Raw genomic sequence first — 14,645 nt, forward strand, 5'->3', positions numbered from 1 at the left:
ACACGGCACTCACAGGTTCCTGCGATAGATTTGTTGCAGGTACGGCAGCGCTCCTGGGCCGAAGATGTGCTCGACCCTCCCGCTCACCTCGTCAGTGACCCGTGTAGTTATATGACCCTCTGCCGTCAATCGATCGTACGTGCACTTACACATACGGAAGATAAGAATGGCTGGACGATCTCCGGAAGCGGTGCGACTTCCACCGAATGTCGCAGCAGCGCTGAGAGTGTCCGAATCCCCGGGACTCACCCGATACGTGAACAGATTCCCTGGCTGCCCAACAGATCCGCCACTCGAGTTCGCGCGAGCCGCATCACCACTGAGCCCATTCGCCTCAATGTTGTCGGCATGGGCAGAGCTCGTTCCATGCACGAAGTCCATCGACTCATTGCAATTGTGAACGAGTACCGGCGCAGCCCCCGCCAGCACATAGTACGTGTGCAGTTCACTGACCGTGAGGTTGTGCACCGTGGTCGTCAGTACTGTCCAGCGGTCGACCGCGGTGATCTGCACCCGCGTTCCCGCGCTAGTGCGCAGCCACTCGCCGGCCTTCAGGTCGGTCGCGCGCAGCCAGGCGTGCAGTTCGGGGACCCAGAACGGGTGTCCGTCGGTCGCGGTCACCGACGCCGTCCTGGAGCCCTTTTCACCGTCGATGTCGACGGTGACCTTGACCAGGTGCTTGAGTCCGGTGCCCTTGATCTCGGCGGTGACGGTCTCGGTCTTGGTCTTCCCCGTCTTCGGGTCGGTGGCCCGGACCTTGTCGCCGATCTTGACGTCCTCGATCTTCTTCGTCGAGCCGTCGGCCATCAGCACCAGAGTCCCCGGTGTGAAGCTGTTCGATTTCTTGGTGCACGAGGCCGCTATGTCAGCCAGCCGGTTGGCCTCCTTGCGGCTCTTGCGCCAGTCGTTGAACGAGGACATCAGCTTCTTGCCGAGGCCCCAGATGCGGTCTGCCAGGGCCGCCGCCTTGTCCCAGCGGAGGAGGTACTTCTTGGCGAGCTTGGCGAGCGGGCCGCCTCCCATGAAGGAGGAGACGACGTTGAGCGCGGTGTTGCCGCAGGCGCCGAGGGCGCCCGTCGTGAAGCAGTCGAGCGCGTCCGTGATGCCCAGTTCGTCGGCGGCGATCTTGCCGAGTTCCTTGGCGATCGCGATCGCCTTCTGCTTGGCCAGGTCCTCATCGATCTTGGCGACGTCCGCCTCGGCCTGGGCCGGCGTGTACGTCGTGTGGCCGCCCGAACGGCTCATCGGGTGGCCGTCGGGGTCGTCCGTGTACGCGCCCCGGTGCTTGGACGGCCCGGGCCCGCACTCGTTCCAGCCGCCCACGCAGTTCGCCAGCCGCAGGCCCGACGCGTCGTTGTTCGACACGGGGCTGTTGTTGGCGTACGCGTAGCCGTTGATCTGCTGCGGGTCGGTGTAGTCGACGATCGGGTCGGCCGAGATGAAGCGGCCCGTGTCGGCGTCGTACTCACGGGCACCGAGGGTGATCAGACCCGTGGATGCCTGGACGGTGCCGCCGACGAAGCCCTTGTCGTTGACCCAGGCCGACCCGGAGGACGAGGACTCGTCCCGCGTGTTGCCGAACGGGTCCGAGCGGCGGCGGGTCGTCGCACCGGTCTTCGCGTCGACCGCCAGTTCCGCCGTGCCCTGGTGGTCCGAGGCCAGGAAGTGGACGCCGTCCGCCTCCCGCATCGCGACCGTGGTGTCACCGAAGCTGTAGTAGCGCGTGGCCGTCACCTTGGACGTGGACTTGTCCAGGTGCAGTTCCATGCCCGGCAGGTAGAACGTCTTCTCGGTCGGGGTGTCCCGGAGGATACGCGAGCCCGCGGCGTCGTACTTGTACGTCGTCACCGAGTTGTCGGCGTTCGTGACCGTGGTCAACTCACCCTGCTTGTCCCAGCCCAGCGACTGGGTGTCGCCGTCCAGGACGCGCTTGGTGGTGTTGCCCGAGATGTCGTACTGGTAGCTGTTCTGGGAGGTGACCTCCGGCGTGGTGGCTGTCGCGTCCGTCTTCTGGACGATCGACGACACCGTGTGCGGGCCGGAGTCCGTGCCGTTCGGGCCCGACCCCTTGCCGTACGTGTACGTCCGGCTGGAGGTCGCCGCACCGTTCAGGCCGTGCCGGACCTCGCTCGTGCGGTTGCCGATCGAGTCGTAGCCGTAGTCGGTCCAGTAGGGGGAGACTCCGCCCACCGTCGAGGACGAGGCGCCCGACGTGCAGGAGGTGTCCGTGCTGCCCGTGCCCTTGGCGTCATTGGACGCTACCGAGGACGTCCAGGACGACGACAGGCGTCCGAGACCGTCGTACGCGAAGCACTGCACGTCGCTCGTGCCGCCGGTCGGCGTGTCCGCGATGGAGAGGATGTCGCCGGCGTCGTCGTAGGTGTAGTTCGCGTCGTACGCGACCTTCGCCGCGCCTTCCACGTCCACCCGCGAGTTGGTCAGCCGGTCGGTGCCCGCCTCGAAGGAGTTCGTGATCCACGTCTTCGGCGCACCCGACACACCCGTCGACAGCTCCAGCTGCTCCAGGTTCGAGGTGGGCGAGTACGACGCGTCGGTGACGTAACTGCCGCCCGCGAGCGACGTGTTCAGGCCGGTTGGACGCTGCAGACCGTCATAGACGTATGACAGCGCCTCGGCGGTCAGGTCACCTGCCGCCGGCAGGCCCTGGCCCTGGAGCGTGCCGTCCCGGTTGTACTGGTTCGTGTACTCGTAGGTGCCGCCCAGCTGCGGCTCGGCCGTCTTGGACAGGTAGTACATGGTCGAGGTCGGCTTGTAGTCGTTGTCCGAGTCGAGGACCGGATAGGTCACCGACGAGTAGACCGCGCCGTCCTTGTACGTGTAGACGCCGTACAGCTCGCCCTTGGCGGCCGTGTCGTACTTGGTCACCGAGAGCTTGGTGCCGGTGGTCGCGTCGCCCTGCCAGGTCGAGACCGCGCGGCCCAGGTCGTCGTAGACCGTGGACGTCTTGTCGCCGTTGAGCGTGACCGAGGTCTGCCGGTCCATGGCGTCGTAGGTGTAGGAGGCCGAGCCGGTGTCGGGGTCGGTTGCGGTCTTCTTGCGGCCCATCTGGTCGTAGGTGTATGACCAGATGTTCCCCTTGGTGTCCGTGACCTTCGTCAGCTGACCGGCCGCGTTGTAGCCGTAGGACGTGGTGACCGCGGCGCTGTCGGCCGGGGACTGGATCTGGGTCGTCGTACGGTCACGGGCGTCAGACACGGCCGTCGTCTTGATGCCACCCTTGGGCGGGGTCGTGGTGACGCGGTCGCCGCCGTACGCGTACGTCGTGCGGTACTTCTCGCTGCCCTGGACGTTCACGATGGTCGCCGTGGTGCGGCCCGCGCCGTCGTACTCCGTGACCGTCTGCCCATCGAGGTCGGCGTTGACCGGCTGGAAGAGCGTGGCGGACGGGGCACCGGAGGTGTAGTAGGTGTCGTTGACCTTCACCACCCGACCGGAGCCGTCGTACAGGGTGTCGGCGACCATACGACCGCCGCCGGGGCCCTCGGTCTGTTCCTGGCGTGGCCTGAGCCAGCCGTCGTACAGGGCCCACTCACTGCCGTACGTCGAACCGTCCGCCTGGATCTTCTGCGTGTGGACGGCGGTCGGGCCGGCGTCCCCGCGGAGCAGGTACTCGTACTTGAGAGAGGGGGTAAAGCCGTTCGCCTTGGGGCGGTCCGGTAGCCAGACCGAGACCAGACGGCCAAGGCCGTCGTAGGCGAGGTCGGCCCGCTTGCCGTTCTCGTCGGTCTTCGACGTCGGCAGACCCCACTGGGGCGCGTACTCCGTCGAGGTGGTCCAGCCGAGGACGTTGGTGACAGTCGACTTGGTCGCCAGGCCGTAGGTGTCCGTGTACGCCGTCGAGGAGGTGTACTTCGTCGAGGACGAGACGGTGTCCGCGTCCTTCACCACCAGCGGACGTCCGTAGCCGTCGTACGTGGTCGAAGCGGTCGTCTGGTACGTGGCCGTGGTGCCGTCGTGCGCCGACAGCCGCTTGGTCATGGTGATGTCGCCCTTGGTCGGGGCGGCGCCCAGTGTCGTCGAACCGTCGTAGTAGGTCAGGTCGTCGGAGATGACGTCCTTGGAGCGGTCGGGGGTGGTGGCGCAGTCGACGCCCAGCGTCTCCACGCGTGAGACGAGCGAGTAGATGTGCGCGCTCGCGCTGTCCGCGTACTCGGTGCGGGTGCACTGGTTGTCAGCGACGCCGGTCTCGCCGTAGTCGGCGACTTTGACCTCGCGGCCGGTCGCGCTGTCGTACGTCGTCGCGGACGCGGTGTGGCGCCAGCCGCCGACCGTCAGCGCGGTGTACGTGTCCGTCGAACCGGTGGCGACGTAACGGGCCTTGCGTGTGCCCCAGTCGTGGGTCTCGGTCGCGGTCACCGCGGTCCACGGCACGGTCACCGACTTCACCGTGACGGCGGAACCGTTGTAGGTGATCGTCTCCAGTTCCTGGCCGGCCTTCCATTCGGTGTCCTCGTAGGAGACGCCGTTGGAATCGGTGACCGTCGCCGAGCGGGTCCGACCGTCCTTGTCGACATCCCCATCGAGACCCCGGAAGAAGACGTGCTCGGTCTTGGTGTTGGAGGGGTCGTTGGTGCCGGCGGAGGTGACGACCTGCACCCTGCCGTAGCCGCGCCAGTCGCTCCAGGTGCGGTCCTCGGTCTTGGTGATGCCGTCGGCCGGTGCCTTCCGCCAGCCGGCGTCGCCGAGGTATGTGTAAGAGGTGACCTGGTCGGGGTTCTGGCCGGTCAGGTCGGTCTGGATGACCGAGCCGACCACGTACTTGTGGAACCAGTCCGTGATCGGGTCTGCGACACCCGGCGGGTTCCACTTGACCGGGAAGCAGCGCTTGGTGGAGGAGTCCTCAGCCGGGACGTTGCTGGTCGTGCACTCCTTGTCGGCGTAGTTGACGCTGAGCGCGCCGCCCGACTCGTTCTTCACGCCCGACAGGCGGAAGCGGTAGAACGGCTGGAGGTTGTCGCCCGTCTCGTCCACGCGGTTGGGCAGCTGGGTGCCGTACAGCTCGATGGACGGCACCGAGGTGTCGGTGCCGGTCTTGCCGGTGTGGTCGATCTTGCTCAGCCACAGCGACTTGGAGCCGTCGCCGTTGTCGGTGAAGACGTGGGTGAGGCTCCACTCGTCGACCGGTGAGTAGGTAGCGTCACCGGTGCGGATCTGGGTGGTGACCTTCGTGAGCTTCTTGCGGGTCCAGAAGGTCGGCGAGTTCTGGCCAGGGCACTTGGTGCCGGACTTGCAGTTCTGGTCCCAGGGGACGTCCGGCCAGTCGGCTGCCGTGGTGTCGGTGAGCGCGCCGGTAGAGCAGTCCGTCAGGGAGCCGACGCAGCGTTCGGCGGTGCTGAAGACGACCTGGGCGGCCGGCTTGGTGGAGTACACGTTGCCGTCGCGCTGACCGTAGTCGACGCGCTTGAGGTAGCCCCCGCGGATGTACGGTTTTCCGTTCTCCGTGGTTTTCAGGCCCTGGGTGTAGTAGTTCGTCTCGGTGCCGTAGAAGTACGACATGGCGTTGCCGTGCGGGTCGACGACGTAGTCGAGGTTCCACCGCCAGGCCTGCGTGCAGTAGGCGCTGGCGAAGGTGGCGTTGTAGCAGGGCTCACCCGAGTCGTCGCCGTAGACCGGAACGGTCCACGTGGAGTTGGTCTCCTCGTTGCCGCTCGCGTAGCCCGGCAGCCGGTTGCGGCCGAAGTAGTACTGCGTGCCGTCGGAGGTGGTTATCCGCCAGTACTCGCCGTTGTCGTCACCGTTGGTGGTACCGGTCAGATGCTCGACCTTGGAGTTGTCGTCGGCGCTGATCCGCCACTGGCCGGTGGTGTCGTCCTTGACGAGCTGACCGGAGCTGCCGCCGGTGAGGGAGAGCGTGGCGTTGTCGAACGCCCAGCACTCGTCGCCGTTGGTGTCGGCGTGGCCGTCGTCGGCGCAGGGCTTGTAGCTGCGCTCGATGTAGCCGGGGTCGTATGAGAAGCCCTGGCCGATCCACGAGCCCTGGTTGTTTGTGGTTGCCGTCTGTCCGTCGATGGACTGTGAGTTGTAGCTGAGCCCGATCGTCGGCTGCAGGCCGCCGGGGACCGGCGGGGCGTTCATCGGGTACGACCAGGTGAACGCGCCCGAGCTGGTGTCGACGCCCCACTGCGAGGACGGAGAGAGGCTGGTCGCCTTGTAGTCGCCGCCGTCACCACTGCTGCCCGCGGTGGCTGCCACGACTGTGGCCGCGGCTGTTGAGCCGGTGGAGCCCGCTTCGATCAGCTGGGTGGACGGCCCGGTGGTGTCGCCTGCCGCCTGAACGGTCGCCGTGACCGTCTGCTTCGCCTGGTCGTTGCTGCTCTTCAGGTACGTCGGCGTGGAGCAGGACTTCTTCTGCGGGGTGGTCAGGACGCACGCCGGGTACTGGGCGAGCCGGAGCCGAGAGGCGTAGCCACCACCGAACGCGTCGGCGAAGCCCGAGTAGTCCAGTGTGACCTGGGCGGGGCCCTTGGCGATGGTCCCGTCGGCGCGGGCGACGGTGAACAGGACCCCGTCCACGCCCGCGGCCTGGGTGGCCTTGCGACCGAGGACCTCGACGCGAACGGAACCGGCGCCCTTCTTGCCGCCGGCCGCCTTCGCCGTCAGCGGCAGCCCCTTGGCCTGGGCCGCCTTGCCGGAGAGGTCGAGCCGGGCGCTGCCAGCCTTGGGCCAGTGCGCCGGGTGAGTCTTTCGGACCGCGGCCTTCCGGGCCTGGTCCGTCTTCTTGAAGGTCTCGGCGGTGGCGTTCCTACCGCGAACCGGCTTGTCGAGACTTGTCTGGGTCTTCGGCTTGGTCAGGCCGTCGTGGGCCAAGGCCTCGGGCGCGTAACTCGGAAGCAGCCCTATGGACAGGGCCAGTCCGAGGACAAGCGCAGTCCGCTTTCGGCCGCTTCGCCAGGCCGGTCTGATCGACCGGAACCAGGCAGGCGAGGACATGAATTCTCCTTTGGATGAGGAGGGAAAAAGGTGCGCATGATGAGACGGGCGGGCGGCACCGTTGCCACCCGCCCGTGCATCGGGACGGTTACGCCGAGGTCTCGTCGATGCTCGCGCCGCCCGGGAGGACCGCGACGGTCGTCACCATTGAGGCGTCCAACGGACCCTGGTACATGCGCACCTCGTCGACGGCGCCGGAGAAGTACTCACGTGCCGTCGTCCCGGTCAGCGCACGGCCGACCTGGAGGCTCGTCGTACTGAAGTCCCAGGTGTTGTCCCAGGAAGCGTCGGCCACCGCGGTGCCGTTGACGTACAGCAGGACGTCACCGAAAACCGCGTTGTAGACCAGCGCCAAGTGGTCGCCGTCGCCCTCCGAGCTGGGCGGATCGGCGTTGTCCAGCAACGTCGTAGTCACCGGGGACGCGGAGTCCGCGCTGGTCACCACCAACTGCCAGCGGGCGCTTGAGACCTGGTACCTGACTTTGATCGCGCTGCCGTTGGCACCGGCCAGCGACAGCACCGTCTCGTCCGCGGTCGGGTTCGCCGAGATGAGCCGGGCTCGGGCGGTCAGAGTGAAGCTGTCCTGCGCGGAGAGCGGTCCGGCACCGGCCCTGGCGGCGTACGCGTTGCTGCCGTTGAGGACCAAGTTCCCGTCGCCCCACAGGGGTGCCGCGGGCGGGACACAGTCCGGGTCCGATGCGGGGTCGCAGGAGTCGTCCGGTACGTAGATGGAGGCGCCGCCGCCAAGGGTGAGCCCAGCACCGCCGTTCGTCTCCGGTGAGATTCCGGCCGCCGCCTGATCCAGCTGCCAGTAGGCGAGCTGGTGGGGTCTGATGCCGCCGAGCTCCTGTCCCTCGGTGGGCGGGATGACCCGGTCATGAAGCTTGACGTCGGCGACGCTGCCCTTGAGGGGGTTGACGTAGCCACCGGGGGAGAGCTTGCGACCGATCTGCAGAGCACCGGTCGCGCTCCAGACGGTATGGCGGGCCTGGACGTCATCGGCGACGAGTATTCCGTTGACGTACAGCATCATCTTGCCGAGCTCGGCGTCGTACACACCGATGAGGTGAGTCCAGCTGCCGGGGACGGCTGCCGCACCCGAGACCTTCCAGCTGCCCAGTGACTCCATGTCGCTGAGGGGAATGCGGAAGGTCCAGGAGGCGGAGTCGACGTCGTAGCCGAGTTCGAAGCCTGGCTGGGCCGTGCCGTCCTGGCTGACCACGGTCATGTTCTGCGTGGGCAGCGTGGGCAGCATCACCCAGGCGCTCACCGAGAAGGTCTTGCCGGTGTCGACAGCGGGCGCGCCCGCGTCGAGGTAGGCGTTCTCGCTGCCGTCAAAGGAGGCTGCGGTGTCGGTCGAGCCGAGCGGGCCCCCGGCGCCGAACGTCACCCCGGTACCGGCGGTGGCGTCGGGCGCGCCGCTGCTGCCGGCCGCCTTCGTGGCGCCCTTGGCGTCGCCGAGCGTCCAGCCGGCCACGGGTGCTCGGCCGTCGCTGACCAGGAAGACGTACGCAGTAGGGGTCTTCTGCGGGTTGCCCGCGCCGTCGATCGCGGTCACGTGCAGGGTGTAGGAGCCCTCGCTCGGTGGCATCCAGCGAAGGGTCACCGGTCCGCCGACCGTGGCGGGAGTCAGCTTCTTCTTCGTGTTGTCGGCCCGCGGGCCGGTGAAGTAGTACGAATACGCCGTCACGTCGGGGGACGGAGAGTCCATGGTGAAGGAGCCGTAGTCCCCGACGCCCGCGTGCCAAGTGTCGTCGGCCGGGTAGTCCGTCGATGTGATGACGGCGGACTTGGGCTTGGAGTTGTCGTAGATGAACTCGCAACGGGTCTGGTCGCCGTCGGTGGACCAGGCACCGTAGTCGCTCTGGTCGTAGCCCTGGACCGCCCAGGCGATGGTGGTGTTCTGCGGGATGGTGAAGCCAGGCTCGCCGTCGCCGGAGATGTCGTCGCCCACGGTGTACCTGAACGTGGCCTGACCGGTCTGACCGGTACCCGTGGTGGTCTTCTTCGGTGTCGTCGCGTAGTGGACGACCTCGGTGGTCCCGCTGGTCCACCAGACCTTGAAATGAGCCTGCAGGCTCTCGCTGTTGGAGCCGGTGTCGTTGTGGTCGTAGTCCTTGATGACGGCGTAGAGAGTGGGCGGCTCGGTCACGTAGTGATCCGTAGCGTGGCCGTACTCGCACGTGTCGCCGGGGATCATGCTCAGATCGCTCTGGTCCGGCTCCAACGGCGGGCGGTTGTACGTCACCTCGAGGTGCGCGTTGCCGCAGAACCTCTTCCAGTACGACGTGTCGGACTCACTGCCCGCCTTGAGGCGGAAGGTGGTGGTGCCCCAGCCGTTGTCCGCCGCCTTCTGGATGGTGCCGGTCACGCCGAAGCGCACGTTCTGGTTGGTCGACGTGCACGAGCCGGCCGTCTCCGTGGGCGACTTGGTGGCGATCGTCTCCTTGGACGAGGGCTGGTTCGACCAGTTGGTGGACGAGTTGATCGCGCTTGCACCGGTGCTGTTGACCCGTGCCAGTTGTACCTCTCGGGCGCTGGAGCTGTAGGTGAAGACCTGGGTGACCGCGAACTCGGCGTTGACGATGCCCTTGCCCTCGAAGGTGGCGGTCGGGAGGGCGAAGAACTGCCGTTTGACATCGGACGAGCTGGAACAGCGGTAGGACACGTCGGACGGGCACAGGCCCACGCCCTCGTCGTCGTCAAACTTCCAGAAGGAGGTGCTGGAGTAGTGCGAGGACACCATGGTCCAAGAGCTGCGGTTGGCGGTCTTGACGACGGGATCGATGTAGACGGGGTAGACCGTGTCGTCGTCGGTGAGCAGACCGCTGTCGGGGGTGAGTGTCATCCCGTCCCCGGTGACGTCCACGTCGACGTCGGCGACTTGGGCGCCCTCCGGGGGGGTCTGGGTGCTCTCGTCCTCGGTGGCGGGTGCGTCCACGGCCGCGTGGCTGGAGTCCCACATCACCGGCTGCGGAGCCTCGAAGACGGTCCCCCCGGAGCCGGCGTCAGTGGCTCTGAGACCGCCGTCGCCGCTCTCCTTCAGCTTCACCGAGGACGTGCCGACCGGGAGCCGCACTTCGGCCAGTTCGGGATTCGCGGCCGCCTTCGCGTTCTTGACGACCAGCACATGAGAGAAGCCTTCGGCGCTCGCGGTGACCTTGAGGTCGACGCCGGGCAGGACGTCGACATAGGTGGCCGTCGAACCGCCGACCTTCGGCTTGGGCAGCTTGTGCGGCCAGTCGAAGGAGAGCGAGCGCCCGTCCTGCTGTATCTCGGCGAACGTCGTGTCGCCGCCACCGGAGAACGCCATCGCGGACAGTGCGGCCCTCGGCGCGTACGACCCGTTCTTCTGCCTGACCAGCGTGGTGTCGATGTCCGTCCACTTCCCGTCGACGCGGGTGCGGACGGGCTGGACGTACTCGGTGGTCGTGAACGTGCCGTCGGGGTTGGCGTACGTGGTGCTGCGCTCGTCCCGCAGGCTGAGGATTTCCACCTGATCGCCGGACTTCTCGGCCACGGCCTGCGCGCCGGACGCGGTCAGCGCCGGGGTGTCTTTCGCCGCATGCGTGCCTTCGGCGGCCGTCGCAGAGGCCTGGCCCTCGGCCGGTACGGCGCTGAGGCCGGTCGCCAACAGCGCCGCGAGTGCTATGGAGGCGACACCCCTGCCGCTTCTACGGAGTGTCATCGTGCGGTGGTTCCTTCTCCCCGGGATCTCGTGACCGTCGCTCATCCGACCATTCCGAACGCCTCGCCTGCGTCGGGCAGGCCGCCTGAGCCGGGCAGGTATGTGGTAGTGCCGCTGTTGGTGGTCCCGTCGGCGTTCGTCCACGGCAGGACGTACAGCACGCCCTTCAGGGAGTCGGCGGCCTTGCTGTAGGGCACGCCGACGTAGAGGTTCGTGCTTCCGGAGGTCAGGGCCATACCGAGGTAATCGCGTGTCGTGGCGGTACCCGGCAGACCCGAGCCCCGGGTCAGCAGCCTGTCTTTGGCTCCGACCGCGGTGTCCAGCGGGCGGAAGACCTGGATCGCCCCCGCGTCCTTCGCGCTGGCGGTGTCCTTGCCCGGGATACCGACCGCGAGCCGGATGTTGGCGCTCGTCGTGACGACGCTGGTGTCGGTGTTGTTGATCGTCAACCGCTGTCCCAGGAAGTCACCGGCCGCGGGATCGCCCTCGACGTCCGTCGTGCCGGCGTTGAAGGACGTGACCGGGGTGACAGCGCCGGATGGCTGGACCCTCACCACCTCGACGCTGCCCGCGTCCGCCGTGGTCCCGATGTCCTCCCCCGGAATCCCGATGGCGACGAGGACGTCCGAGTTGTACGTCTGGTCGCTCGGCCGGTAGTTCGTCGCGGAGATCGACGTGCCGAAGCCGTCGCCTGCCTCGGGGTCGCCGACGATGCCGGTGCTGCTCTGGTCGATGCCGACCAGAGGGGTGGGCAGACCGCCGGAGATGGTGTGGCTGAAGATCGTGACGCCGCCCGCGAACTCTTGGTCGCCGATCGCCTCACCCGGCACGCCCACGGCGAAGTAGCGGTTGGTCCCAGCGACTGAGTAACCGAACCGGTCGTTCGCCTCGACGACGCCGGGCACACCCGGGTGGTTCTGGTTCACCGTCGCGACAGTCGTGCCCTGGACATACTCGATGCAGCCGGCATCCACGTATGTCTTGCCGTCCACAGCGACGTCCTCACCGGGCACGCCGACCACCAGGAATGGGGCGTTGCTCGCCGTCGTACCCGCCCGCACCGTGTAGCCGAACCAGTCGTACGCCTCGGTGGAGGTGGCCGGGTCGAGCTGTGTCTGGGTGTACGACTCGATCTTCGAGCCGGCGCCGATGCCGGTCGTCGTGCCATGGATCACATAGATCGCCCCGGCGTCGACGAGCTGCTTGCCGTTCTGGAGGACGTCCTCGTAAGGGGTGCCGACCACCAGGTCTGTGCACCCGTCACCATCGGCGTCGTACGACGTGCGCGAGAAGCCGAAGTGATCGCTGGGCTCAGGCGTCGCGTTCATGCCGCTGGTCGCCTGGGAGATCTCCGATACCCCCTTGCCGCCGCCGAGGACGACCCGGACGAGTCCGGCGTTCCTGACTCCGTTCACCGTCGCGTCCGGGTCGGCGATGACCGTGTCGGTCACTCCGTCGCCGTTGAAGTCACTGGACGTTCCCCCCACGCACGTGGCCGCCGCCGCTTCCGGCGACCCCAACGTCACGACACCTGTCGCGGCGAGGAAGATACCGGCGACTCCGGCCAGTACTCCCGTCAGACGTGCACGCGTACGCACACCCCACCCCTAGTTGTTTTAGGGCGCGCCAGGTAAGGCAGACCCATGAATCACGTAAGGGGAAACTAAATACGAGCAATGGAAAGATCGTCAAGACCGCCGTCAAGCCTGAACACACACAAGCCGATGCTCATAATGCGGTCATCTTTGCTGTATGTGCCCCAACCCAGCCGACGAGAGCATTACCCAGCCAACAAGAATAAAACGGGCACCAGTCGCCCTCCCATCGGGCCTGGTCAGGGCGTTTCGCCAAATCTTTACCTGACGAATACAGGAGCGTCATGGTAGGTTCATGGCGCACGAAGTCTATTTTTGCTTAAATTCAAATGGCATAACAGCCGCATCATCCAGGCATTAATCAGTTCGACTTCCTGCTTTTGCGCGTCGAGCGTCACAACGGCGCGGCCCACGGGTTCGGTAATCGCGCCGACGCACAATGGATTCCCTCTCCGAGCCAGGTCGGCGATCGTCAGCTTCGCCCCCTGGACGGTGAGGCCGCCGGTCACACACCGGTGGCCGAGAACGTGTCCACCGCCACGTCGAAGTACTCCCGCGCCTCCCGCACCTGCCCGACCGGTGCCGACACCCACACGTCGTACAGCCGGCCGTTCTCCTCCCAGCACAGGTCGTAGGTGTGGCGCGGGCCCTCCGCCGCGCTGAAGCCGTCCCAGGTGAACTCCCAGAGCGCGGCCGGGTGTCCGTGCTGCGTGGTCCGGATGACGCGTCCGTCGTGGTACCCGGGGTTGGTGGAGGGGCCGTCGGCGGCGGAGCGGTTCATCGCCGCCTCGGGGCCGCCCGGCTGGGGCCCGCCGACCCGGATGCCCAGCCGGAAGGTCCCGCCCGGCGAGAGGTAGAAGACGCGTGGGCCCTCGGGGCTGCGGGTGAAGTCCTCCGGTACCGCGAGGGAGAAGCCGGCCGGGTCACGGGCCGTGCGGTAACCGGAGGGCGCGGTGCGCGAGCCGGCGCCGGGGTTGAGCGGCGGTGCCGGTGCGGTCCCGGTCGGCGACGGGGAGACGGCCGTACCGCCCGTGCCCCTTCGGGTCGGTGACGGGGACACCGTCGTGCCTCCCGTGCCGGTCCGGGTCGCCGGGCTCGTCGCGGTACCGCCCGGCGAGCCGCCGCCCCCGTCCCCGCTCCCGTGCAGCAGCAGCGCCGCGGCCGACACGCCGGCCCCGGCCAGCGCGGCGACGAGCAGTGCCGCGACCAGCGTGCCGCGCGGTGAGGAACGCGCCGGGGGCGGTTCGAGCGGCGTCCTGGCCGGGCCGGCCGGCGGCGGTCCGCCGTGGGGCAGGTCCCGCTGCGCCGGCGTGTACGGTGCCGGGGACTGAGGGCCTCTCGTTTGGGTCATGCCGGGCTCGCGGGGTCTGGCACCGCTCCCTGGTCCGGCCTGATCCGAGCGGAAGACCCTGGGCGTGAGGCTGCCGCCGATCCGGTGGATGAGCCCGCCGCCGTGCGCTCCCGCCGGGCCCGGGTCGCCCGGCGCGGGCGGCGTCCGGCCGGTCTCCAGATATGTCCACAGCATCCGCTCGGCGTCCGCCGCGCCCAGTCGCCGGTCCGGGTCGCGTTCCAGCAGCCCCAGCACGACCGGCAGCAGCGGCTCGGCCTCGGCCGGCGGGCGGATGTCGTCGGAGACGACGGCGTGCAGGATGCCGCCGAGCGAGTCGCGCCGGAACGGCGACTCGCCGCTGAGCACCGTGCACAGCAGCGCGCCCAGCGACCACAGATCGGACTCCGGCCCGGTGCGCAGCCCGGACATCCGCTCCGGCGCGGTGTACTCGGGCGAGCCGACGAACGAGCCGGTCTCGGTGAGCGTGGTGGCGCCCAGGACCTGCGCGATGCCGAAGTCGGTGAGGACGACCCGGTCGGTGCCCGACTCGATCAGCACGTTCGCGGGTTTGATGTCCCGGTGCAGCACGCCCGCCTCGTGCGCGGTGCGCACCGCGCTCAGCAGGGCGATGCCGATCCGCGCGGCCTCGGAGGCGTCGACCGGACCGTGCCGGTCGATCCGGTCGGCGAGCGAACCGCCGTCGATCAACTCCATGATGAGGTACGGCCGTTCGTCCTGCTCCACCACGTCGTGCACGACGATGATGTGCGGGTGGCGTAACTGGCAGACCGCGCGCGCCTCGCGGAGCGTACGGTCCCGGCGGCGGCGCGCGTCGTCGTCCGGGAGCGCGTCGTCGGGCAGGAGTTCCTTGACCGCCACCTGACGGCCCAGCACCTGGTCGCTCGCCCGCCACACGACGCCCATGCCGCCGCGCCCGACGCGTTCCTCCAGGCGGTAACGGCCCGCGATCAGCCGGAAGCCGGCTCCCTCGGTCCCCATGGGCCCATCATGCCGCACGGTACCCGTGCCCCCCGGGACACCGACCGGCCAAGACACACCGGTCAGCCTGCCATTTTCGGCC

The 14,645-nt window shown here is 68.0% G+C and carries 5 protein-coding genes; all 5 read right to left on the reverse strand.

What is annotated here, in order from left to right; all coding sequences use genetic code 11:
• Window positions 1–9: 9 nt before the first annotated feature.
• The 5 genes from AB0946_RS07390 to AB0946_RS07410 all read right to left on the reverse strand — a co-directional run bounded on the left by AB0946_RS07390 (window position 10) and on the right by AB0946_RS07410 (window position 14,563).
• Window positions 10–6,951: an RHS repeat-associated core domain-containing protein gene (locus AB0946_RS07390; RefSeq protein WP_366759623.1), complete on the reverse strand. Its 6,942-nt coding sequence runs from the start codon at window positions 6,949–6,951 to the stop codon at window positions 10–12.
• Window positions 6,952–7,039: 88 nt separating this feature from the next.
• Entirely contained in the window at window positions 7,040–10,639 is a 3,600-nt protein-coding gene (locus tag AB0946_RS07395) for a LamG-like jellyroll fold domain-containing protein (protein ID WP_366759624.1), read from the reverse strand.
• 41 nt (window positions 10,640–10,680) lie between these two features.
• Window positions 10,681–12,237, reverse strand: coding sequence for a hypothetical protein (locus tag AB0946_RS07400; protein WP_366759625.1), 1,557 nt, complete (start codon window positions 12,235–12,237; stop codon window positions 10,681–10,683).
• Between the two features lie 290 nt (window positions 12,238–12,527).
• Window positions 12,528–12,743: a hypothetical protein gene (locus AB0946_RS07405; protein WP_366759626.1), complete on the reverse strand. Its 216-nt coding sequence runs from the start codon at window positions 12,741–12,743 to the stop codon at window positions 12,528–12,530.
• A complete protein-coding gene (locus tag AB0946_RS07410) occupies window positions 12,740–14,563 on the reverse strand; it encodes a protein kinase (RefSeq protein WP_366759627.1) in 1,824 nt (607 codons plus the stop codon). Before AB0946_RS07410 ends, AB0946_RS07405 begins: the two co-directional genes overlap by 4 nt.
• Window positions 14,564–14,645 lie beyond the last annotated feature (82 nt).

The organism is Streptomyces sp. NPDC046870, assembly GCF_040704595.1.
In the GTDB taxonomy this organism is placed as follows: domain Bacteria; phylum Actinomycetota; class Actinomycetes; order Streptomycetales; family Streptomycetaceae; genus Streptomyces; species Streptomyces argyrophylli.

What these genes read in the sequence shown, in the direction of transcription:
- AB0946_RS07390 (WP_366759623.1), bottom strand. Translation starts at nt 6,951, where the DNA reads ATGTCCTCGCCTGCCTGGTTCCGGTCGATCAGACCGGCCTGGCGAAGC.
- AB0946_RS07395 (WP_366759624.1), bottom strand. Translation starts at nt 10,639, where the DNA reads ATGACACTCCGTAGAAGCGGCAGGGGTGTCGCCTCCATAGCACTCGCG.
- AB0946_RS07410 (WP_366759627.1), bottom strand. Translation starts at nt 14,563, where the DNA reads ATGGGGACCGAGGGAGCCGGCTTCCGGCTGATCGCGGGCCGTTACCGC.